Consider the following 19,693-nt stretch of genomic DNA (forward strand, 5'->3'; position numbering starts at 1 on the left):
TCTTCCGCTATGAGGAGTTATGGAGAGAATCGTCCCTGCCCGCGCCCGGCATGACGCGGGGACGACGAACCGTGGACGACGACAGGAAGCGGAGTGCGATGCTCGGAACCGGTAGGGGCGGACCCGACACGGCGATGGTGGCCGCGGCGCGCGACGGAGACCAGCGGGCGCTGGACGCCCTGGTGGCCGACTCCCTCCCGCTCGTCTACAACATCGTCGGGCGAGCGCTGAACGGCCACACCGACGTCGACGACGTGGTCCAGGAGACGTTCCTCCGGGTCGTCCGCGCCCTGCCCGACCTGCGGGACCCGCAGGCGTACCGGTCCTGGCTGGTGGCCATCGCCGTCCGCCAGGTGCGCGACCACGAGCAGGACCGCAGGACCACCCAGCACCGCAGGGCCGACCTCGACACCGCCGAGGAGGTGCCCGACCCCGCCTCCGACTTCGCCGCCGTGACCATCCTGCGGCTCGGGCTCACCGACCAGCGCCGCGAGGTCGCCGAGGCCACCCGCTGGCTGGACGGCGACGACCAGGCGCTCCTCGCCCTGTGGTGGCTGGAGGAGACCGGCGAGCTCGGCCGCGCCGACCTCGCCGGAGCCCTCGGCCTGTCGGGACGCCACGCCGCCGTACGCGTCCAGCGGATGAAGGAGCAGGTCCAGACGGGACGCACCATCGTGCGGGCGCTGCGCGCCGACTCCGGGTGCGCCGAGCTGCGCGCCCTCACCGCGAACTGGAACGGCGTCCCCAGCCCGCTGTGGCGCAAGCGCTTCGCCCGGCACATCCGCGACTGCGCCGTCTGCCAGGGGCGCACGGCGGGCCTGCTGCCCATCGACCGCCTGCTCAGCGGGCTGCCGCTGCTGCCCCTGCCCATCGGCTTCGCCCTGCACCACCTCAACGCCGTCCCGCCCGCCGTCGAGGCGGTGGCGCACGCGACCTCCTGGGGGGCGTCCCACGGCGCGCACGCCCTGGAGACGGCGCGGCCGGGCCTGTTCGCCTCGCTGCCCCCCGCCCCGATCGCGATCGGCGGCGCGACGGCCGTCGTCGTCACGGGTGTCCTGATCTTCGGGCAGCTCACGTCCCCCGCCCCCGAGCCCGCCCCGCCGCTGGCCGTGCCCACGCGGACGGTCTCGCCGCCGCCCTCACCCCCGCCGCTGCCGTCGCCCCAGTCGGCGAGCGCCACGCCCGAGCCCTCCCCGTCTCCCACCCCCGCCCGCAAGAAGGCCTCCCGCACCCCCACCCCCACGCCGACCCGGACGACGACGCCGCCGCCCGCCGCCGTCGCGAGCTCCCCCCGGAAGGGCGTGGGCGTGTGGAAGATGCCCGGACTCAGCACGGCCTTCGCGAAGTCCGGCGCGAGCTGGTACTACACCTGGTCCACCCGCCGCGAGGGCGTCACCGGCCCCCGGGCCGACGGGTTCGTCCCGATGATCTGGGGGTCGGGCAGCGTCACCCCGGAGAACCTCGCCGAGGCCAGGAGCGCCGGGCCCTACCTGCTCGCTTTCAACGAGCCCGACCTGCCCCAGCAGGCCAACATGAGCGTGGAGGAGGCGCTGTCGCACTGGCCGAAGCTCATGTCCGCGGGCCGCGTGCTCAGCAGCCCCTCCGTCGCGTTCGGCGCCGCCACCCCGGGCGGCTGGCTGGACCGCTTCATGACCGGCGCCAGGGAACGGGACTACCGCGTCGACTTCATCGCGCTGCACTGGTACGGGGCCGACTTCCGCACCCAGCCGGCGGTGAGCCAGCTCAAGTCGTACGTCCAGGCCGTGTACAAGCGCTACCGCAAGCCGATCTGGCTCACCGAGTACGCCCTGATCGACTTCTCGAACGGCACCCGCTACGCCAGCGACGCCCAGCAGGCCGCGTTCGTCACCGCCTCCACCAAGATGCTGGCCTCCCTGCCGTACGTGCGGCGCTACGCCTGGTTCGGCCTGCCCTCCTCGGACACCGAGCCCAACAGCGGGCTGTTCCGCCACGACGGGACCGTCACCCGCGCGGGCCGCGCCTTCCAGGCGGCCCGCTGACCGCGCCGGTCGTGCTGGCTACGCTGACCGTGCTGGTCGTGCCGGCCGCGTCGTCCCGGGGCGGCACGCGGGTGGATACCCTTGCCGGGTGCCCGACCCGTACCTGACTCCGCAGGACACCACGGAACACGAGATCGAGATCAAGCGCTCCCGGTTCCTGTGCGCGGTCGGCCCGGCCCCCTCGGAGGAGGCGGCGAAGGAGTTCGTCGCCACCCGCAGGCGGCTGTACGGCGACGCCACGCACAACTGCTCGGCGTACGTGATCGGCGGCGACCGCCTGGTCCAGCGGGCCGACGACGACGGCGAGCCCGGCGGCACCGCCGGGACCCCGATGCTGGAGACCCTGCTGCGCCGGGGCGTCGCCGACGCGGTGGCGGTGGTCACCCGCTACTTCGGCGGGGTGAAGCTCGGCGCCGGGGGCCTGGTCCGCGCGTACGGCTCGTCGGTCGGCAGGACGCTGGACCTCACGCCGCTGGTCGAGATGGTGCCCGCCCAGGTCATGACCGTGACCGTGGACCACGTCAGGGCCGGGCGGCTGGAGAACGACCTGCACGCCTCGCCGTACGAGGTCAGGGAGGTCGTCTACGGCGAGGAGGTCGGCTTCCGCGTCGCGGTGCGCGAGCGGGACCTGCCCGCCTTCCCCGGCTGGGTCGCCACCCTGACCGCGGGCCGGGCCGGGATCGAACCGGGCGAGGCGATCCACCTCCGGGACACCTGACCCGCTCCGGGGGTGCCTGGCCAGAACCAGGTCCGCGTCCGGCTGGTTCCGGGTCCACGTTCGACTTGTGCCGGCCTGTGTCCGGCCCACCTCCGGGGCACCTGACCCGCTCCGGGGATGCCCGGCCTGTGCCGGGCTCGCGTGGGGCCGCGCCTGACCGCCCGGACCCGCGGCTGGGAACGCGCCCGGCGCGCCCGTGGGAACCGGGGACCTTTCCCCGTGGAAGCCCCGGACACGCCTCGTCCCCGCGAGCGGTAAATGTGGGATGGGTCACACTCGTCATGGGGCGACGGCGCCGATCGGCGGTCACGGTCACCCGCTTCCGGGCCGTGAGGGGCTTCGCGGGCACCGCCGCCATCCCCGCCCTGGCCGCGCGATGCCCCGCTGACGTGCGGGAATCCCGGAGAACGACCGGCCGTCACGGCCGGGTGGCGGGCGGCTGGGGTTTTCCGCAGCCGCGCTCTGCGGCGCGCGCCAGACGGGGCGGGGAGCGTTCCGCATCCACACCGTACGCAGCTCTCCGTAGCCTTGTCCCTATGAGTTCACCGAATGTCGACGGGATCGCCGGATGGGCGATCAACCTTATGGAAACCCTGGGTGCGCCCGGGGCGGGGCTGGCGATCGCGCTCGAGAACCTGTTCCCGCCCCTGCCCAGCGAGGTGATCCTGCCGCTGGCCGGGTTCACCGCGAGCAAGGGGAACATGGGGCTGTTCGACGCCGTGCTCTGGACGACCCTGGGATCGGTGATCGGCGCGCTGGCGCTGTACGGGGTCGGGGCCCTGCTGGGCCGGGAGCGCGTGGTGTTCATCGCCTCCAAGCTGCCGCTGGTCAGCGTCTCCGACATCGAGAGGACCGAGGCCTGGTTCGCCAGGCACGGCAGGAAGACCGTCTTCTTCGGCCGGATGATCCCCATCTTCCGCAGCCTCATCTCGATCCCCGCGGGGGTCGAGCGCATGCCGATCATGATCTTCACCCTCCTCACCACCCTGGGCAGCCTCATCTGGAACACGGCCTTCGTGATGGCGGGGTTCCTGCTCGGTGAGCAGTGGGACCTGGTCGAGCGGTACATGGGCGTGGTGTCGAAGGCGGTGCTGGCCGTCGTGATCCTCGCCGTGGTGGTCTTCATCGTGGTCAGGCTGTCTGACCGGCGCAAGGGCAAGCACCACGCCTAGCCGCTGACGCGCCGAAGGGCCTGCCGGACGACGGCGGGGCTCGCGCCCGGGGCCCCCGCTGCCCCGGCCGACCCCGTCCCCCTCCCGGCGGGCCCTTGATCAGGACTGCGACGTCCCCTCCTCCGTGGAGACGAGTTCGTCGATCAGGGCGAAGAAGGCCTGGATTCCCGGCAGGTTGCCGCCCTTGGCGCGGGAGGCCGCGAAGTCGGCGGGCGAGCGCCACTCCACGATGTCCAGCCACTCCCCGTCGGGCAGCCGGACCAGCTTGGCGTCCAGGAAGCCGTCCCGGTCCGCCCGGAAGTCCGCGATCATCCCGTCCCGGGCGGCCAGGAGGTCCGTCGCGCGCTCCGGGGAGACACGGAACCTGGTGATTTCCACTGTCGTCGTCACGCCGCGACAATATGGTCAAATTTAGTGACAGTCAAAATCGGTGACTAAATTGGAGGCGTGCGGTGTCGAGGAGCGAGCGCAAGCGGGAGCGGCCCGACCTGGGGATCCTGTCCGGCCGGACGCTGTTCGGCCTGCAGAGGGAGCTGTTCTCCCGGCTGTCGGAGATGGGCCACGCGCGGGTCAGGCCGCGGCACGGGGCCGTGCTCGCGTACCTGGACGTGGAGGGCAGCCGGGCCTCCGACCTGGCCGCGTGGTCGGGCCAGCACAAGCAGGTGATCGGCAACCTGGTGGACGAGCTGGTTGCCCTCGGGTACGTGGAGCGGCGGCCGGATCCCGCCGACCGCCGGGCCAAGCTCGTCGTGCCCACCGAACTGGGCCGCGATCACATGGTGAAGTCGGACGCCGTCCTGGTGGAGATGGAGGCCGAGCACGCGCGGGCGGTCGGCGAGGAGGCGTACGCGGAGTTCAAGCGCGTCTTCCAGCTGGTCGCCGAGCGCCAGGCCGGGACGAGGTGATCGTCGCCGGCCCCGCGGGGTCCCGGCCGCCCTCGGATCAGGCTCTCGAATCGAGCTCTCGAATCAAGCTTTCGGGTCAGGCTCTCGGATCAGAGTCTCGGATCAAGGTCTTGAACCAGGGTCTCGGATCATAGGCTCGAATCAGAGGCTCGGGTCAGGGGGAGGTCGATCCGGCGCGCCGCCGGTGGCGTGAGCGGGCCAGGTCGTGGGCCGTGCGGAGCAGCTCCCGGATCGCCGGTTCCGTCCGCGGCCCCGGGTTCACCACGGCGAGCCAGCCCAGCGTGCCGTAGACGGGGTGCGCCATCACGGAGTCGGCCACGCTCGGGTCGGTCTCGCCCGTGGCCGCGTCGCGCGGCTGCCGTCCCGTCCAGCCGACGAAGGCCTCCTTCCCGGCGAAGAGGTTCAGGCGGAAGGCGCCGGGACGGTCCAGCCGTGACAGCTCGTCCTCCGGGTAGTCCTTCGTCACGATCGTCGCGAAGGGCTGGGTCGCCTTCGGCACCTCGCCGTCGGGGGCGTAGTAGAAGAACGCGTCACCCCAGCTGATCTCGGGTGAACCGTCGCCGGGAGCCGGCCTGAGGGTGAGAACCCCGTCGAGGCCGGCGAGGAATTCGATGATCTCGTCGATACTCATGTGTTGTAGCGTTTCATTCATGTCCTTGTGGAGACTTCGCCCCGGAAACACCCAGGTCGACGGGTGAGAAGTCGCAAGTCGGCCGTCATGCGGACGGCCGACGTCGCGCGGCGTGCCGGGTGCTCGGTCCAGCAGGTGCGCAATCTCGAACGCGACGGCGTGCTGCCTCCCGTGGCGCGCACCGGCACGGGATACCGGGTCTACGACGAGACGCATCTGCTTTCCGCGCTGGCCTATCGGGCTCTCGCCGCCGGCGCGGGGCCGGTCGAGGCCAAGCGGATCATGCGCGCGGCGCACGCGTACCCCGCCTCGGACCTGCTCGCCCTGCTCGACGCGGCGCACGCCCGGCTCGACACGGAGCGGCGGGAGCTCGGGCTGGCCAGGGAGGCCGCCGCGACGATCTCCGGGGAGGCGATCGGCGACGTCCGCCCCTCGGACGTCATGAGCGTCTCCGAGCTCGCCGTCGCGCTCGGGGTGCGCCCCTCGGCGTTGCGGCACTGGGACGCGGAAGGTCTCGTCGTGCCCCGGAGGGCCTCCCCGGGAGGACCGCGACGCTACTTCCCGGACGACGTCCGGGACGCGCGGATCGTCCACCAGCTGCGCATGGCCGGTCACCGCGTCGCCTCGCTGCGGGCCCTGATGCCGGAGCTGCGGCGCACCCGCCGCTGGGACGAGGTGACGGCCACGCTGGCCGCCCGGGACGCGAGCATCGACGCCCGATCGAGGGCCCTCCTCGACGGTGCCGCCGCACTCGGCCCCCTGCTCCCGCCGGTGGGCTGAGCGTCGTACGCATGCTCTCGTGCCCCGGATGCCGGGACGACCCTCGGCCGGTTCTCGTCAGGGTGTGGTTTTCCGCAGCCCGGAAACGGCCATGCGCCTCATTACGGTCCCGTCCCGATGGTTTGTAACCTCTGGGGCATGTTGGCTGGATTGATGGAGAGCCTCGGGGCGCCGGGCCGGCCGGGCGACGCGAAGGACGGCACGCGTCCCGTCGCCGAGGGGCTGCGGCTGCTGAGCGCGGTGGTCCTCGGGGCGGCCACCGCCCTGCTCGACGTCGTGTTCCTGCTGCTCACGCTGCCGTTCGCCGGTCGCCCGGCCGTGCGGGGGGCCGCCCGGCGGCTGGCCGTGCTCGAAGTCCGCCGTCTGCGTCTCGATCCCGCCGCCCTCGACCTCGGCGCGGATCTTCCGGACGGGCAGGAGTCGCGCTACCTGGCGGCCAGGGTGCCGGTGGGCGTGCTCGGCGGCCTGGTGGCCGCCCTGCTCGTCGTCGGCGCCGGGATGGCCGCCGCCCTCGCCTGGTCCTGGGGGAGGGGCCTGCCGTTCGACGGCATGACGCCGAGCGTGCCGCTGCTCGCCTACTTCCTCCTGGGGGGCGGCGTCATGCTGTTCCTGGCGCTGTCGGGCCTGGTGGGGGTGCACGCGATGGAGCGGTGGCTGGCCGCGCGCATGCTCGGTCCCGACCCCACCGAGGCGCTGCGGCGCCGCATCGCCGAGCTGGCCGAGAGCCGCGCGGGCGTGCTGGCGGCCGTCGACTCCGAGCGGCGCAGGATCGAACGGGACCTGCACGACGGGCTGCAGCAACGGCTGGTGGCGCTGTCCATGCTGGTCGGACGGGCGCGCAGAGGACGGTCCGAGCTGCTCGGACAGGCGCACGAGGAGGCGCAGCAGGCACTGGCCGAGCTCCGCGAGGTGGCCTGGCGGGTCTACCCCTCGGGGCTGGACTCCCTCGGGCTCGCCAACGCGCTGGCCGGGGTCGCCGAACGCTCCGGCGTCCCGGTCAAGGTCGTCTGCGAGCTGCCCGTACGGCCGCCGATGGCGGTGGAGACGGCGTCGTACTTCGTGGTCAGCGAGGCGGTGACCAACGCGGCCAAGCACGCCCGCGCCACCACGATCACCGTCGAGGTCCGCGAACGCGGCACAATGGTCGTCGTGCGGGTACGGGACGACGGCGTGGGCGGGGCGAGCGCGGCCGGTGGCGGGCTATCGGGCCTGGCCAGGAGGGTGGCCGCGCTGGACGGCCGCCTCGGCGTCGACAGCCCGCCCGGCGGGCCCACCACGATCACCGCGGAGCTCCCGTGCGGGTGATCCTGGCCGAGGACTCGACCCTGCTGCGCGAGGGGCTGGTCCGGCTGCTAGTCGAGGAGGGCCACGAGGTCCCGGCCGCGGTCGGCGACGGCGAGGCGCTCGTCGCCGCGGTCGCCGAGCACCGGCCCGACGTCGTGGTCGCCGACGTGCGGATGCCGCCGACCCACACCGACGAGGGGCTGCGGGCGGTGCTGGAGATCCGGCGCCGCCACCCGGGGACGCGGGTGCTGGTCCTGTCGCAGTACGTCGAGAAGCGCTACGCCACCGAGCTGATGACCGGTGACGTGGACGGGGTGGGCTACCTGCTCAAGGACCGGGTGGCCCAGGTCGCCGACTTCCTCGACGCGCTCGACCGCGTCGGCGCCGGGGGAGCGGCCTTCGACCCCGAGGTGGTACGGCAGCTGCTGGCCAGGACCACCCACGCCGACCCGCTGAGCCGCCTCACCTCCCGCGAGCGCGAGGTGCTCGACCACATGGCCCAGGGCCTGACCAACGCCTCCACCGCCGAGCGGCTGCACGTCTCCCAGAGCGCCGTCGAGAAACACGTCAACGCCATCTTCGACAAGCTCGGCCTGCTCCACGTCACCGGCTACAGCCGCCGCGTCCTGGCGGTGCTGCGCTATCTCGGCTCCTGAGCCCGGGTCTCGGCCTCCGGCGGGGTGTCAGGCGACCCTGATGTCTATCCGCGGGGAGCGCTTCGGGTCCATCCAGCGCAGCACCTTCAGCAGTTTGTCGACCGGCAGGCTGACGCAGCCGCTGGTGGGCACGCCGGTGTTGACGTGCAGGAAGATCGCGCTGCCCAGGTGGGGGGTGCGTTCCCCGGTGTTGTAGGCGATCACGGCGCCGTAGTCGTAGGCCGGGGGGTTCAGCATGTTCTCGGGAGAGACCCCCGGATCGGCGTGGCGGGCGTCCACCCACGTGTTGTAGAGGGGACTGGCGGAATCGTCGTCCCACTTGTCGTGGGAGCGCGCCTGCCGGTAGGGGAACCTCACACCGGGATCGGGCTTGGCCCCGAACATGAAGTCGAACCCGTACGTGCCGGACGGGGTGCGCCCGTCACCCTCCCGCTTCCGGCCCGGCGGGGCGATGCCGCTCTCGCCGACGTTCGCCGTCCACGGCCCGTACGTCCTCACCCAGCGGCCGTTCTCCGCGGTGTAGGCGACCAGCGTGGCGGTGCTCCTCTGGTAGGCGTCGGCCGTCACGGTGATGAGCTGCCGTCCCGGCGACGGGGGCGGCAGGGCGGCGGCCGTGGAGGCGGAGGCGGCACGGGCACCGGAAATCCCGCCGAAGGCCATGACGAGCGCGAACAGCGCGGCGCTCACGCGGAAGGCCGTTCTAGAGACCGCGGGCGATCTCCGGTCAACGTTGTCCATACGTGCAGGTTAACCAGGTGAGAGGCGTGCTCTGTATGGCTAAGGGCCAGGTCAGAGCCCTGCTCACGTTGGAGGCCTCGCTCGCGCCGGGCGTTCTCGGCCCCGTCGTACGGTGACGTCGGCCCCGGCTCACACCCGCCGGAACTCACCGGCCGGGGTCCCACGCCGTCGAGACGGCCACCGGTGGCTCCCGCCGTGGACGGCACCGGGAGATCTCAGCGCGAAGGCGTCGAAGGCGTCGAAGGCGTCGAAGGCGTCGAAGGTGTTGGAGGTGTTGGAGGTGTCATTGGCCGTTCTGGGAGAAGTGCTGGTAGTCCTTCGAGGTCGACCATGATCCGCCCCAGACCCAGCCGATCTTCTCGAACGCGCGAACCACCTTGTCGCCGGGGTTGATGACTCCCGGCCGGTCCAGGGGGCGCCGGACGTAGTCCTTCGCGTTCGGGGGATCGACGGTGCCGCCTGGATAGGGATGGATGTAGGGGTTCTCCCGGGTGTTGACGTCGATCGCGAGGCCGTAGGCGTGCTGCGACCACGTGCCGCTGGTCCCGACGCGCCGGCAGTTGAAGGCCGAGGTGTTGTCCGCCGCCATGGAGGCGTCGTCGCTGCCCTTGTAGACCTCAACCGGCTGCATCCGCCGGATGGGGAAGCGCTGTCCGTACAGCTTCTTGAAGACCGAGACGACCTGGCCGGCCACCGACTTGTTGATCACCATCTTTCCGGTGTGGGGCCTGCCGTCGAAGCCCCAGTAGGTCATGGTGATCATCCTGAGGTCGGCGGGTCCCACCGGGCACCCCCGACGCCAGGAATAACGAAGCTGGCCCGGAGTCACCGGCGTCACCGTGGCGGTGAACGCCTGTGGTGCGCCCGGGGCAGCAGGGGTCACCGGCGGAGACGCCTGTGGTGCGCCCGGGGCAGGTGTCGCCGACGGGGACGCCTGTGGTGCGCCCGGAGCGAGGGGCACCGGCGGGGACGCCGCGACCGTCACCGCGGCGATGCCGGTCACACTGAGCAGAGCGAGTGCCGCCGCGGCCGACGTGTGGCCTGGAATGAATCCCATCTCCCCAGACTAGGACCCTCCATCTGCCCGCCCTCATCGATACCCCGCCCTGGCGAGATGCCGGGAGGCCGCGTGGACGGCGCCTGCGAACCGTAAGGGCGGAAGACGCTCCACAGGCTTCCTAGGCGGAGGAGAGGCCGCTGAGACCGGTTGCCGCGGCAGGGCAGCGGTACGTGGAGGACGCGCCGACCGGCTATTCCACGTACGGTGCCTGATCGCTCAGACCGATCTCGATACGGCGCCACAGGGCGGGATGGACGGGATGATCGTCCAGGTCGGTGGGGGTCACCCAGCGCACCTCCCGTGCTTCGCGGGTGTCCGGCGCTATCGTGCCTCCGACCACGCGGGCCCGCAGGCAGACGTTGACCGGTTGCCGTACCTCGTCGACCTTGTCCTTGTGCATGTAGACGATCACGTGGTCCGGAGAGGAGAAGACGCCGACGAGGCCGGTGATCTCGACTTTCAGGCCGGTCTCCTCCTCGCATTCGCGGACGGCGCACTGCGCGACGGTCTCGCCTTTCTTGAGGCCGCCCGTGGGGATGGTCCACAGGTCGTTGTCGGTGCGCTTCAGCAGCAGCACGGCGCCTTCGTCGTTGCGGACGAACACGCTCGCCGACGGCTTGCGGCTCGTCGGCTTGGGAGCGTCCGGGTCCTGCCAGTGGTCGATCCGGCGGCTGCGCTTGCTCACAGGTCATCCTCCTCGACGGGCCGTGCACCCGCCCATACCCGTTCGTAGGACTCCAAGTACGTGTTGTAGTAGGCGCCGTCGATGCGGCGAATGTGCAGCGTTGGTGTGTACGCCGCCAGGATCCCGTAGACGTGGACGTTGACCAGCATCTCGTCGTCAAATCGGTAGATGGAGTTGTACAGCGGAGTGTCGTGCAGGCGGATCTCCACCAGGGGAGGCATGTTCTGCGTGTAGTGGGCCATCACCGCCGCGACCCGCCCGGCGACGCCGCCCCCGATGCGGTGCTCGGCGTCGCGGTACCCGAGCTGCTTGCCCTTGGGATCTCCCAGGAGCAGCCTTACACGGGCACCCGCGTTCGCCTTGGCGATGAGGGTGGGCATCCAAGCGGGGTGCTCCTCGGTGAGGAACAGGCCCGCGTACGCGAGCAGGTCGACAGTGCGCTCGGCACCGCGCAGCAGTTCGGTCCACAGGTGCCGGGGGACGTCGCTGCGCCGCGGGTAGGTGGCCACGAGCTCGGCACCGGCCAGGGAGGCGCCGTTGACCGTGTCGGGCCAGAGGTAACTTCCCTCTTCCCGAAGAATCGCGGCCACGCGGTAACGCGTCTTCGGGTAGGGCACCGACTCGCCGCTCAGCCAGCGCTCGACGGTTTTGGTCGACACTTCAGCGGCCTCCGCGAGGCTCGCGATGTCGTGTCCCGCGCGGTGAAGCGCTCGGCGAAGGCGTTCGTTGACCACACCGCCATGTTGCCATCTTTCGACAACTTCCGACGTCTATTTCGCAGATAGTTGTCGGCAGATGTCTGGCAGTGTCGATGCGCTGTCCGGTTACCCACCGTCACCCTGAGAGAACACCGAGCGAGGATCACCCTTGCGCGACTGAGGCATCACTCACGGAAGCCGACACATGACATCTCCACAGTTGCAGGACGCCGACGCTTCACAGGCTCCCCCTGACCCTGCGGTACTCATCACACAACTCGTTGAAGCCGCCCAGAAGCGCGGTCTGACCGTTAAGCGGGTCGCCTCCGCGATCCTGCTCTTCTCCCGGTCACCCGACCACAGCCAGGCAGGACCCGAAGAGCAGGTGATGGCCCGAGCGTTCTTCACCGGGCTGTCTCAGTTGGTGGTTCTCGTGAAGGACCGCCAGACGCCGCAGCCGGAAGGTGAACCGGTCCGCCTGGCCTGGTACTGGTGGTGGCAGGGGGACCGTTCTATCGGTCCAGGCAGATCCGACGAAATGGAGCGTCTCGCCGACGCAGCCGACATCGACGCGGCAGCCGCCCGGATCGCGTACGTCCTGAGCCTCGATGGCGAGTCCTCCACCATCCGAGCACGTCAAGCTACCCCCTGAGTCCGCTGAGGCGCTGCCGGCCGACGTGCCGATCCCCCTGGCGCCGACTAGACGGTCGTGGTTCACCCGCTGATCGCAGTGGCGCTCGCCACGAGTACCCGGCACGACGCGGAAGTGGCCTGTGTGATCGTTCCCACCCCCCACACTGAGTCGCGGCGGACCCGCGCGGCCCGCCTGGCCGTGGTGAAGGAGATCTGCTACTACGAGGCACCACCGGTGCCGCACACGAAGGAGAATTCCTGTGACGACATCGGCTCCTGGTTCTCTTCCGCAGCGCACCCTCGGCCGTTGCGGCATCACCGTGCCCGCTGTCGGCATCGGCTGCTGGGGCATCGGCGGACCGGCCGAAAATCTCGGCCTGCCGATGGGCTGGTCCACCGGCGCCTCACCGGAGGCGGCCGCCACGGGCCTGGAGACCGCGTGGCAGATGGGAGCCCGCCTGTTCGACACCGCCGACGTCTACGGGCACGGCCGCTCCGAACGGCTGCTCGGCGACCTTGTCGCGCAGGTACCGCGCGAGGAGATCGTGCTGGTGTCCAAAGTCGGCTACTTCGCCGGTACCGCGCCGCACGGCTTCGACTCCCGGCACATGCGCCGCCAGCTTGAGCAGACCCTGGACAACCTGCGTACCGGCTACCTCGACGCCTACTTCCTGCACCATTCCGATTTCGGTGAGGGGGAGCGGTGGCTGGAGCCCGCAGTGGAGGCGATGCGTTCCTTCCAGCGCGAAGGGCTGATCCGCGTGGTAGGTATGCGGGGTCCTCACCGGTTCGCCCGAGACCGCCTCACCGTCGTCGCCGACCAGCGCAGCGACAAGATCGCCCGGTTTCGGACGGTGTTCGACACGGTGCGCCCGGACCTGCTCGCGGTCCGCGACCACCTGCTGTCCCCGGCAGCCCGTTCCGAGGGCATCTTCGCGTTCGCCCGGCAGCACCAGGTCGGCGTGCTGATCAACAAGCCGCTGGCGCAGGGCCTGCTGACCGGCGCCTACGACCCGGCCGCCATGCCGCTGTTCGGCCCCGGCGACCACCGCTCGCGCAAACGGTGGTTCACCCCCGCGGCGGCCGAGATCATCGCCGAAGGGCTGAACGAGCTGCGCGGCCTGGTCGGGTGGCGTCGCGAAGACCTGATCCACATCGCCCTGTGGGCGTGCCTGGATCGCTGTGAACAGGCGGCTGTGCTGGTCGGGTTCACCACTGCGGAGCAAGTGGCGATGAACCTGTCCGCGCTGGGCGCGCCCCCACACCCCGAGGTGATCGACCAAGCTCGCACGATCATGGGGCAGGTGCAGGCCCGCCTCGACGCCCAGGGGGAGGTCTTCACCGACGAGACGGTGAAGGCACGCCAATGAGTGGAGACGACCGCCGGCAGCTCAGCCTCCTGCGGCCGGGGGAGCACCACGCCCGCCCCGACCAGGTGCGCATCCTGACGTTCAACGTGCAGCACGCCAACCTCGCCCGGTCCCGGAGGCAAGCCGACTGGCTCGCCGCCCAGGACGCCGACGTCGTCGTGCTGACCGAGGTCACGCCTGGAGCGCACGCCATCACCCAAGCGCTGGGCGAGCACGGGTTCACCGTGCATCTGGGCGACGACGGCGGCGCGGACTATCTGACGGTCGTCGCCTCCCGCATCGGCAAACAGGAACCGGTCCCGCGGATCCGTCCCGGCTATCTGCCGCACCGGTGCGGCGCCATCCGCGTCCACCTCGACGACGGATCCAGCGTCGGAGTGGTGGGCCTGTACGTGCCCTCCCGCGGCCCCCAGGAGCGGCGCAACGTCGACAAACGCCTGTTTCAGGACGCGGTGGCGGAACTGCTGCCCGCCCTGGCCGACGACCTCGCGGTAACCGGCCCGATCGTCATCGCCGGAGACCTCAACGTCGTCGAGCGGGGTCATCAGCCGCATCATGCGGTGTTCGGCAGGTGGGAGTACGGCTTCTACGACGCGTTCGCCGCCGCCGGATACGGCGACGCGTTCCGCCACCACCACCCCGAACTGGTCGATCATTCCTGGTACGGGCGCCGCAGCGGCGCCGGCTACCGCTTCGACCACATCTTCAGCTCCCCGGTCGACGCGATCGCCGACTGCCGCTACGTGCATGAGCCCCGCATCTCGGGGCTCAGCGATCACGCGGCGATGACCGCGATCGTCACTCTGCCCACCGGCACCCTCTAACCCCTTTCACCGCGCAGCCCTGAGCGCCCCTGCGGCGCCACAGGGCGGGTTCGTCATGCCCTCATTCACGTATCTCACGTACGGAGGCTTCGCATGCCCCCCATCATCGGCGCCGGCCACAGCCTGCTCCTGGAGGCCATCGGCCGACTCAGGTTCACCCCACTGCCCCCCGCCCAGCAGCAGGTGATCCACGACATTCCCCGCAGCCAGCCCAACGCGCTGCGCGACGCCATCGCCGGCCTCCTGCCCGGTCGTAACGTGGTGCTCACCGGGACGCTGGAGCGGCGGCTGCTCGCCGTCAGCACCGGCCGGCCCGGCGCGTGGCTGCTGGCCGACCTGTCCGGGCAGCCGCACGAGACACGCGCCTGGCCTGACTGGGCCACCCAGCACGTGCATCTGGACACCCCCGCCGCGTGGATCAGCCATGCCCTCCTGGCCCCGGCCGCCGTGACCCGGCTGACCCGGCCCCGTATCCTGCTCGCCGCCCTCTACCGGCCCGAACACTTCCCGCTGCCGCGTTTCCCTCTCGCTGTTTCCGACCTGGCCCGTGCAGCCCGCTCCACTCTGTCAGGCCGGGTCGACCTGATGGACATGCAGCTTGGCATCACCATGGACGACATCATCAGCGCGGTCGGCACCAAGCAGCCCGACATCCTCGGCATCAGCGCGACGTTCGGCCAGCACGACTTGATGATCCGCCTACTGGACGCCGTCCAGGGCAAGGTGCCGCTGATCCTCGTCGGCGGCAGCCTGACCGTCCGCAACGAGGCGCTGCTGCTGGAGCGCTACCCGCAGCTGCTCGTCGCCCGCGCCGCCGGAGAGCCGACCATGCGCGACGTCATCGCGCACTGGCACGGCGACCTTGAGCGCGACCAGGTCCACGGCATCGGCTACGTCGGCGCGGCACGCGGCGGCGCGATGGCCGTCGGCCGACGCCGCACCGCGGCCGTGCCCAACCGTGACGCCGACGACTTCTTCCCCGAGCTGGACCTGCTGCAGGCCACGTTCGCCCATCAGGGGGTGATGCAGCTGGAGACGAGTCGCGGCTGCACCAGCCAGTGCTCGTTCTGCCCGCGCGGACACAAAGGAATGTGGGCGGGCGGCGCACCCGAGCGACTGCCGTGGATGCTGGACGCGCTGAAGGAGGAGTTCGCCCGCCACCCCGAGATCTCCCGCACCCTGTACCTGGTGGACGAGGAGGCCATCGGACGCGGCGACGACGCCGTCCCGCGGGCCTTGGCCGTCGCCGCCGAAATCGCCAAAGCGGGCTTCAAATGGGAGTCGTCGTGTCGCATCGACCAGATCGTCCACCCCGGCCACGACCGGGCCTGGCACATCGCGCGGGCCGAGATGTGGCGGGCCCTCGTCCGCGACGGGCTGCGCCGCATGCTGTTCGGGGTGGAGTCCGGCGTCACCTCCATCCTGCGGAGGTTCAACAAAGAGACCACCGGCGAGCAGAACGCGGTGGCGATCCGCACCCTGTCGGCGCTCGGCGTGCCCACCAGGTTCACCTACATCACGTTCGACCAGCTGATGAGCACGGAAGAGCTGCGCGCCACACACGCCTTCCAGAGGCGAACGGATCTGCTGCTGCGTCCGCTGCCACACCTGAGCGCCGAGGAGATCGTCGACGGCGTCCGCGACCCGGCGTTCGTCGTCGAGCACAGCACTGGACAGTCGTTCTACACCGGCATCTCCTACATGCTGGTGTCGATGGAGCCGCTGGTCGGCGCCGCCTACACTCGCATGATCCAAACCGCAGGCCTGGCCGGGGAAGTTCGCCCGTCGATGGGACGCCTCGAAGCTCGTTTCGCCGATCCGCGCATCGGCATCTGCTCCGAGCGGGCGCAGCTGTGGGTCGACCGGCACTTCGCGCTGGACTATACGCTGAAGTCCCTGGAGAAGGTGCTGGACGGTGAGCCGCGCCGTGAGGTCCGCGTGGCCCGGGTCGTCATCAAGGACGCCGCGTACGCCGTCTTCACCGCCATGATCGATCTCATCGACGAGCACACCGAACCATCGCGGCTGAGGCAGCTCATCACCCGGCTGGACGCCATGTTGGACGAGCATGTCGAGGTGCTGCGCAGTCGCATGGCCGTCACAGTGCCGGGGGTCGTCGCGGCGCTGCCGCCGCGGGCCGCCGACCGGCTCGTCCGCGAGCACAGCCGGTGGGCGGCCACGACAGGCTGGGCATCGATCAACGCGGCTGATCCGTGTGGGACCTGACCCGCTGTGGGTCAGGCGGGCTCGGAGATCGGCACCCAGTTGAATTCGGGGCAGTAGCGGGAGTACGTGGACAGCTTCCAGGCCGCGTACTCCCGCGTCCGGCCGGTGGCGCGCAGGAGATGTTTGACCCAGGTGTGGGCGATCCGCTCCTCCCGGCTCATGCCGGTGTCGATCTCGTCGAGCATGCGGCACGCGACCGCGAAGTCCTCTTCGGTCAGCGCCGACAGGTCGATCTCGACACCGTCGACCTCGAAGGAGAAGACCAGCCGGGTGGTGGTGAAACGGGTGTAGCGCTCGCCCTTGAATGCCGCGTGCGGGGTGAGCGCCGCCATCAGGCCCTCGCGACCGGCGACCGGGTAACCGATCCCCAGGTCCAGATCGCTGGTCTCCAGGTTGAGCTGGATCCCGAAGGAGCCGACGTCGCGTGGCGTGTGCCCCGTCCAGGACTCGACAAGGTGGGCCGCCGTGGCACGGACCCGCAGGAGTCGCTCATCCTCAGCGCGGCGCGCCTGCCAGAACGCTTTGGCCCGGCGGAACTCCTCGGCGGTGAAGGACTCGGGGACGGCCCACCCCGCGGCCATGATGGCCTCCAGATCGAGGCTCGTCGCCGACCCACCTGCGGAGATCGTTTGATCGGTCATCAAGCCAGCGTAGTAACACCGGCATCACGAATCTCGGGAGTTTCCGGATTCCCGCCCTCAGGCGGTGCTGACGGGGCCGGTCAAAGAGCTTGGCAGGTCATGCGACGGCATCAGGCCAGGCTCGACGCCGTCGATTCCCGAGGAGAGGGGGCACTCACCAGTTGCCGGGCCGCTGGGGTCGTGGGCATCGGACGCATCGGACGCAGTGTCACGGCCCGGTCGAGACGATGCCGGAGGCCGAGGTCACCCGGCGGACGAAGGGGCCTCCGGTGCGGCGCGCGTTCTTGTCGGTGCCGGATGCCATGATCGGCCGATGCCGGAGAACAGTGTTTCGATCGCGTCGTTCTGGGATGCCTTCGCCGCTTCCTTCGACGAGGAGGCCGACCACGGCCTTCGTGATCCGGAGGTCAGGACCGCATGGGCGGAGCGCCTGCGGTCGTGGATGCCCGACGCGCCCGCCGACGTCCTGGACCTGGGGTGCGGCACCGGCTCGTTGTCCCTGGTGCTCGCCGGGCAGGGGCACCGGCCGGTCGGGGTGGATCTCGCGCCGCTCATGGTCGAGCAGGCTCGGCGCAAGCTCACGGAGGCCGGTTTCGACGCCGTGATGATGGTGGGTGACGCGAGCGACCCGCCCGCGCGGGCCGGGACGTCCTTCGACGTGATCCTCTCCCGTCACCTGCTGTGGACCCTGCCCGATCCGCGGGAGGCGTTGCGCCGGTGGGTCGGCCTGCTGCGCCCCGGAGGGCGTCTGGTGCTCGTCGAGGGGCGCTGGGCGAGCGCCGAGCCGGGCGAGGACCGGCCGTACGCGGCGGAGGCGGAGGCGATGCCGTGGATGGGCGGGGTCGAGGCCGAGCGGCTCGTGCGGGTGCTGCGCCCGCTGGTCGAGACGTTGCGTGTCGAGCCGCTCCCCGACTCCAGACTGTGGGGTCGGCCCATCCAGGACGAGCGGTACGCCGTCGTCGCCTTCGCGTAGTGGTTCGCCACGGCCGGTGGCACGTCTCTTGGCGGCACCCCTGCGAGTGCCGGACCTCTATTGCTACATCCGGTGATGTAGCGCGGAGTCGGCCGGGCAACGGATGTGGGTGCCGGGCCGGTCGGGGAGAGTGCCGGGGAGAGGGCCGCGCCCTCCGGAGACCAGGCCGAGGACGAAGGCGGGAAGGACATGACCGAGGGGCGAAGGGAAGATCGGGGAGCGTCGGGTGTGGTGCTGCGACGCTGGCGGGAACGGGCCCTGCTCACCCAGGAAGAGCTGGCCGAGCGTTCCGGGCTCAGCGTCCGGACCATCCGGCGGATGGAGGGCGGCAGCCTGCCACGCGTTCGCAGCACGTCGTTACGGCTGGTGGGCGAAGCGCTGGAACTGAACGAGGAGGAACGCGCGATACTCGCGGCGGACCAAGCTGCGGACCAGTCGGCGGACCAGGGTACGGACCGAGGTGTGGCACCTCCCGAGGCCGGGGCGGCGCCGCAGCCTGGGGGGTGCGGCACCTCCTGGGGCGGCTGGGCGGCCGGATGCCGGTGGCCCGGGTTCGTCCCGCACGACCCGGGTGTGGCCGCGGGCCGTGTCGCCGTGGACGGGGATGATTGATCACGGTTTCGTGCTCGCGCAGCAGCCGTGTTTAAAGACGCGGCACTCGCGATGGCGCTGCCTCGCATACCACCCGGAGACCCCCGCACCCGGAGACCCCCGCACCTGGAGGGCCCTGCACCCGGAGGCGCGCGATGAGGCCCCGGGGGAGCCGCGTGCGACGGTGCCCACTCTTCGTGCTCCCGGACATGGCCCGGTTCTGTGAGAGCCGGGCCATGTCCGGGCGTGGCACCCCTCCGGCCTGCCGAAGCAGGCCGGAGGGGTGCCACGCGAGAACGACGGGAACGGCGGATCAGGCGACGGCCCCGATCCGGTAGCGGCCGCCACCGCCGCAGCAGAACTCGTAGTCCCGGGTCACGTCCCCGCCGATGGTCTGGCCGCCGATGGTGTCGTTGGGGTCGAGGTCGTCGTACTCCATGAGGCGCAGCTGGGCGCCGACGGGGACGCACTTGTCGACCTCGACCCGCTGGCCCGCGGCCACCGACACGTAAGCCGCGCCGGCCGGCCAGATCTTCACGCCGTTGCTCGTGAGGAACACCTCGTCACGGCCGCTCTCGCTGATCGCGAGGGCCCGGAGGCCGTCAAGGAACACGCCGCTGCCGCAGGTGAGCAGGGCGGCGTTCTCCAAGGCCGAACGCTCGTCGGCGGCCGCCGACGGCGTTCCGGTGAACGCGAGACCTCCGGCCACCGTGGCCGCGGCCGCGAGCTTCGACAGTTTCCGCCAAGTGCGCATGTTGGATCCTCTCTGAAACCGGGATTGCCTATGCCAACCGTCGCGCGTTCCGCGGTGCCGATCGAGGACAGCCGGAGGACATTCACCGGCCAGAGCACGGGGACCCTGCGGTCGTCGAGATCAACCGGAGGCCGGCCTGGTCAGGCCGCGCCCCGGCCCAGCCGGTGCCGTACGAAGTTCGGATGGGGATCGCCGACATCGATGCCGTTCTCATCGAGGGCGTTGGCGATGTGGAAGCGGCCCGTGCCGAGGACGAACTCCACAGCGATGGTGCCGCCCGCCACGTCATGACGCGACAACGGACGCCACTCGAGCAGAGCGACCTCGCGGAGT

22 protein-coding genes are annotated in these 19,693 nt (G+C 71.0%); 13 read left to right on the forward strand and 9 right to left on the reverse strand.

Translation table 11 applies throughout. From position 1 onward, the window contains the following. Positions 1-98: 98 nt before the first annotated feature. The 3 genes from ABT053_RS34925 (at position 99) to ABT053_RS34935 (ending at position 3,911) form a co-directional block, all read left to right on the forward strand. On the forward strand, positions 99-2,021 hold the full coding sequence (locus tag ABT053_RS34925; protein WP_350975056.1) for a sigma-70 family RNA polymerase sigma factor: 1,923 nt from the start codon (positions 99-101) through the stop codon (positions 2,019-2,021). Between the two features lie 88 nt (positions 2,022-2,109). After that, positions 2,110-2,739 carry a YigZ family protein gene (locus ABT053_RS34930; RefSeq protein WP_350975058.1) on the forward strand — a complete coding sequence of 210 codons (630 nt, stop codon included), beginning with the start codon at positions 2,110-2,112 and terminating at the stop codon, positions 2,737-2,739. Positions 2,740-3,275: 536 nt separating this feature from the next. Then, positions 3,276-3,911 carry a DedA family protein gene (locus tag ABT053_RS34935; RefSeq protein ID WP_350975059.1) on the forward strand — a complete coding sequence of 212 codons (636 nt, stop codon included), beginning with the start codon at positions 3,276-3,278 and terminating at the stop codon, positions 3,909-3,911. A 99-nt stretch (positions 3,912-4,010) separates the two neighbouring features. Here ABT053_RS34935 and ABT053_RS34940 read toward each other — a convergent pair whose 3' ends face one another. Beyond that, on the reverse strand, positions 4,011-4,301 hold the full coding sequence (locus ABT053_RS34940; RefSeq protein ID WP_350975060.1) for an antibiotic biosynthesis monooxygenase family protein: 291 nt from the start codon (positions 4,299-4,301) through the stop codon (positions 4,011-4,013). Positions 4,302-4,363: 62 nt separating this feature from the next. Here ABT053_RS34940 and ABT053_RS34945 point away from each other — a divergent pair, with 62 nt between their 5' ends. Further along, the gene (locus ABT053_RS34945; protein ID WP_350975063.1) at positions 4,364-4,816 is read left to right on the forward strand and encodes a MarR family winged helix-turn-helix transcriptional regulator; all 453 of its coding nucleotides are present in this window, start codon (positions 4,364-4,366) and stop codon (positions 4,814-4,816) included. A 154-nt stretch (positions 4,817-4,970) separates the two neighbouring features. On the opposite strand, the gene ABT053_RS34950 is transcribed toward ABT053_RS34945, so the two are convergent. Further along, on the reverse strand, positions 4,971-5,447 hold the full coding sequence (locus ABT053_RS34950; protein ID WP_350975066.1) for a DUF6194 family protein: 477 nt from the start codon (positions 5,445-5,447) through the stop codon (positions 4,971-4,973). Between the two features lie 63 nt (positions 5,448-5,510). Here ABT053_RS34950 and ABT053_RS34955 point away from each other — a divergent pair, with 63 nt between their 5' ends. The 3 genes from ABT053_RS34955 (at position 5,511) to ABT053_RS34965 (ending at position 8,167) form a co-directional block, all read left to right on the forward strand. After that, positions 5,511-6,227, forward strand: coding sequence for a MerR family transcriptional regulator (locus ABT053_RS34955; RefSeq protein ID WP_350975068.1), 717 nt, complete (start codon positions 5,511-5,513; stop codon positions 6,225-6,227). A 138-nt stretch (positions 6,228-6,365) separates the two neighbouring features. Further along, positions 6,366-7,532 carry a sensor histidine kinase gene (locus tag ABT053_RS34960; protein ID WP_350975070.1) on the forward strand — a complete coding sequence of 389 codons (1,167 nt, stop codon included), beginning with the start codon at positions 6,366-6,368 and terminating at the stop codon, positions 7,530-7,532. Continuing rightward, positions 7,523-8,167: a response regulator transcription factor gene (locus ABT053_RS34965; protein WP_350975072.1), complete on the forward strand. Its 645-nt coding sequence runs from the start codon at positions 7,523-7,525 to the stop codon at positions 8,165-8,167. Before ABT053_RS34960 ends, ABT053_RS34965 begins: the two co-directional genes overlap by 10 nt. Positions 8,168-8,194: 27 nt before the next feature. On the opposite strand, the gene ABT053_RS34970 is transcribed toward ABT053_RS34965, so the two are convergent. From ABT053_RS34970 to ABT053_RS34985, 4 genes are all read right to left on the reverse strand, one after another. Next, positions 8,195-8,905: a L,D-transpeptidase family protein gene (locus ABT053_RS34970; protein WP_350975073.1), complete on the reverse strand. Its 711-nt coding sequence runs from the start codon at positions 8,903-8,905 to the stop codon at positions 8,195-8,197. A gap of 283 nt (positions 8,906-9,188) precedes the next feature. Then, positions 9,189-9,689: a M15 family metallopeptidase gene (locus ABT053_RS34975; protein WP_350975075.1), complete on the reverse strand. Its 501-nt coding sequence runs from the start codon at positions 9,687-9,689 to the stop codon at positions 9,189-9,191. 466 nt (positions 9,690-10,155) lie between these two features. Further along, positions 10,156-10,650 (reverse strand): NUDIX domain-containing protein, encoded by a 495-nt coding sequence (locus tag ABT053_RS34980; RefSeq protein ID WP_350975076.1) that lies wholly within the window; start codon positions 10,648-10,650, stop codon positions 10,156-10,158. Continuing rightward, positions 10,647-11,309, reverse strand: coding sequence for an XRE family transcriptional regulator (locus tag ABT053_RS34985; RefSeq protein WP_350975077.1), 663 nt, complete (start codon positions 11,307-11,309; stop codon positions 10,647-10,649). The genes ABT053_RS34980 and ABT053_RS34985 overlap by 4 nt, the downstream gene beginning before the upstream one ends. A gap of 244 nt (positions 11,310-11,553) precedes the next feature. On the opposite strand from ABT053_RS34985, the gene ABT053_RS34990 reads away from it, so the two are divergent. The 4 genes from ABT053_RS34990 (at position 11,554) to ABT053_RS35005 (ending at position 16,401) form a co-directional block, all read left to right on the forward strand. Further along, positions 11,554-12,000 (forward strand): hypothetical protein, encoded by a 447-nt coding sequence (locus tag ABT053_RS34990; protein WP_350975078.1) that lies wholly within the window; start codon positions 11,554-11,556, stop codon positions 11,998-12,000. Positions 12,001-12,241: 241 nt separating this feature from the next. Then, positions 12,242-13,351, forward strand: a complete 1,110-nt coding sequence (locus ABT053_RS34995; protein ID WP_350975080.1) for an aldo/keto reductase — start codon at positions 12,242-12,244, stop codon at positions 13,349-13,351. Further along, on the forward strand, positions 13,348-14,175 hold the full coding sequence (locus tag ABT053_RS35000; protein ID WP_350975082.1) for an endonuclease/exonuclease/phosphatase family protein: 828 nt from the start codon (positions 13,348-13,350) through the stop codon (positions 14,173-14,175). The genes ABT053_RS34995 and ABT053_RS35000 overlap by 4 nt, the downstream gene beginning before the upstream one ends. A 93-nt stretch (positions 14,176-14,268) precedes the next feature. Next, a complete protein-coding gene (locus ABT053_RS35005; RefSeq protein ID WP_350975084.1) occupies positions 14,269-16,401 on the forward strand; it encodes a B12-binding domain-containing radical SAM protein in 2,133 nt (710 codons plus the stop codon). Positions 16,402-16,412: 11 nt separating this feature from the next. Here the strand turns inward: ABT053_RS35005 and ABT053_RS35010 are convergent, their stop codons facing one another. Then, positions 16,413-17,042: a hypothetical protein gene (locus ABT053_RS35010; RefSeq protein ID WP_350975085.1), complete on the reverse strand. Its 630-nt coding sequence runs from the start codon at positions 17,040-17,042 to the stop codon at positions 16,413-16,415. Positions 17,043-17,355: 313 nt separating this feature from the next. On the opposite strand from ABT053_RS35010, the gene ABT053_RS35015 reads away from it, so the two are divergent. Then, positions 17,356-18,015 carry a class I SAM-dependent methyltransferase gene (locus tag ABT053_RS35015; protein ID WP_350975087.1) on the forward strand — a complete coding sequence of 220 codons (660 nt, stop codon included), beginning with the start codon at positions 17,356-17,358 and terminating at the stop codon, positions 18,013-18,015. 228 nt (positions 18,016-18,243) lie between these two features. Next, on the forward strand, positions 18,244-18,627 hold the full coding sequence (locus tag ABT053_RS35020; protein WP_350975089.1) for a helix-turn-helix domain-containing protein: 384 nt from the start codon (positions 18,244-18,246) through the stop codon (positions 18,625-18,627). 292 nt (positions 18,628-18,919) lie between these two features. Here the strand turns inward: ABT053_RS35020 and ABT053_RS35025 are convergent, their stop codons facing one another. Both ABT053_RS35025 and ABT053_RS35030 read right to left on the reverse strand, forming a co-directional pair. Continuing rightward, positions 18,920-19,360 carry a hypothetical protein gene (locus ABT053_RS35025; protein WP_350975090.1) on the reverse strand — a complete coding sequence of 147 codons (441 nt, stop codon included), beginning with the start codon at positions 19,358-19,360 and terminating at the stop codon, positions 18,920-18,922. A 140-nt stretch (positions 19,361-19,500) separates the two neighbouring features. Beyond that, entirely contained in the window at positions 19,501-19,659 is a 159-nt protein-coding gene (locus ABT053_RS35030) for a hypothetical protein (RefSeq protein WP_350975091.1), read from the reverse strand. Positions 19,660-19,693 lie beyond the last annotated feature (34 nt).

The organism is Streptosporangium sp. NPDC002524 (assembly GCF_040295985.1).
In the GTDB taxonomy this organism is placed as follows: domain Bacteria; phylum Actinomycetota; class Actinomycetes; order Streptosporangiales; family Streptosporangiaceae; genus Streptosporangium.